A 1552-nucleotide genomic window follows, 5' to 3' on the forward strand; every position below is an offset into this window, starting at 1 on the left:
AGTTCTTTGTATGTGATTTCTTCATCTTCAAAAGTTACTGCGATATGATTTGGTGTCTTCTCTACCTGTTCTTCGAACAGTTCAACTACCGTCTTTTCTTTTGGATATGGACGGTAAGTATCATTAAAATTCTCTGTAATAAGCGTTCTTTCTTCCTTCGTTATAACATCTATTTCATCTATTTTTATAGTTGAGTCGCTTACAATTTGATAGATGATACTGATCAAACGCATTAATAAACGCTCTGCACTTTCTTTCTTATACAAATCTGTACAATATTCCAATGCTATTTGGTAAGTATTTTCTGATTCATAGATACTAAATGTCAGGTCAAATTTCGCAACCTTAAATTCTACTTCTGTAGATTCCACTTTACTTCCATTCAAATCTAGTTCTATACTTTCATTATTTTGTAACACAAGCATGACATCAAACAGTGGATTCCTTGACATATCACGGTGCACGGTTACTTCTTCTACTAATTCCTCAAACGGATATTCCTGATTTTCATAGGCTTGTAGACAAGTTTCCTTTATCTCTTCTAAAAATTGTCTATATGTCTTTTGACCTTCCGGTCTCCCTCTCATCGCCAACGTATTCACAAACATACCCAACATGTTTTCCGTATCTTTATGCGTTCTTGCACTTATCGGACTACCGATTATGATATCCTGTTGTCGGCTATATTTTCCAAGTAGGATCATTGCCGCAGATAAAAATACCATATATTCCGTCACTTTATTTTTTTGTGCAAACTTCTTAACCTGTAATGCAAGCTCTTTTCCTGTCTGTTCATATACTGAAGCCCCTGCAAAACTCTGGTGTTGTGATCTTATATAATCTAACGGCATATCTAAAATCGGTGCTTCTTCCTCAAACTGATTCATCCAATATTCTTTCTGTCCACTCAAATCCCTGCTTCTCATCCACTCACTATAATCTTTATATTGGTGTGTCAACGGTTCTACATTTTCTTTGTTGTACAATGCCATTAACTCATTAGTCAATGTCCCCATACTCATTCCGTCACTGATGATATGATGCATATCTATAAAGAGAAGATATCCGTCTTTCCTCTTGATAACTTCCATTCTCACCAATGGACCTTCACTCAGATTAAACGGTCTAATAAACCTGTCCATCAATTCTTTCTGATCCGTTCTTTCATCAATTACTTGTGTAAAATCTACTTCCATCGTTTCCTTGATTTTCTGCACAGGTTCCCCATCTATTATCACAAAAATGCTTCTCAAAATTTCATGTCGATCTATTAAACTTTGTACCGCTGTTTTCAAATCATTGATTCGGATGTCACCCGTTATCTTCAAACTTTGTGGCATATTATATGCCGTACCATTTTCATCGATTTGATTTAACAAATAGATCCGTTTTTGAGTGGATGACATCGGATAATATGCCTTGATTTCTGCAGTTGGTATCGGCATATATTCTTCTGCCTTTTTGCCTGTAATAATCTCTGCGAGATTTTCAACTGTCGGGTTTGAAAGTATTTCTTTGAGTAACACTCTCTTTCCTGTTTCCGCTTCTACCC

The 1552-nt window shown here is 35.9% G+C and carries 1 protein-coding gene; it reads right to left on the reverse strand.

Features of this window, described 5'->3' with window-relative positions; all coding sequences use genetic code 11:
- On the reverse strand, positions 1-1552 hold a 1552-nt coding region (locus K5S59_RS29755), incomplete at both ends, for a condensation domain-containing protein (RefSeq protein WP_236078356.1).

The sequence above is a fragment of the Bacillus sp. BML-BC051 genome, from assembly GCF_019656175.1.
In the GTDB taxonomy this organism is placed as follows: domain Bacteria; phylum Bacillota; class Bacilli; order Bacillales; family Bacillaceae_G; genus Bacillus_A; species Bacillus_A mobilis.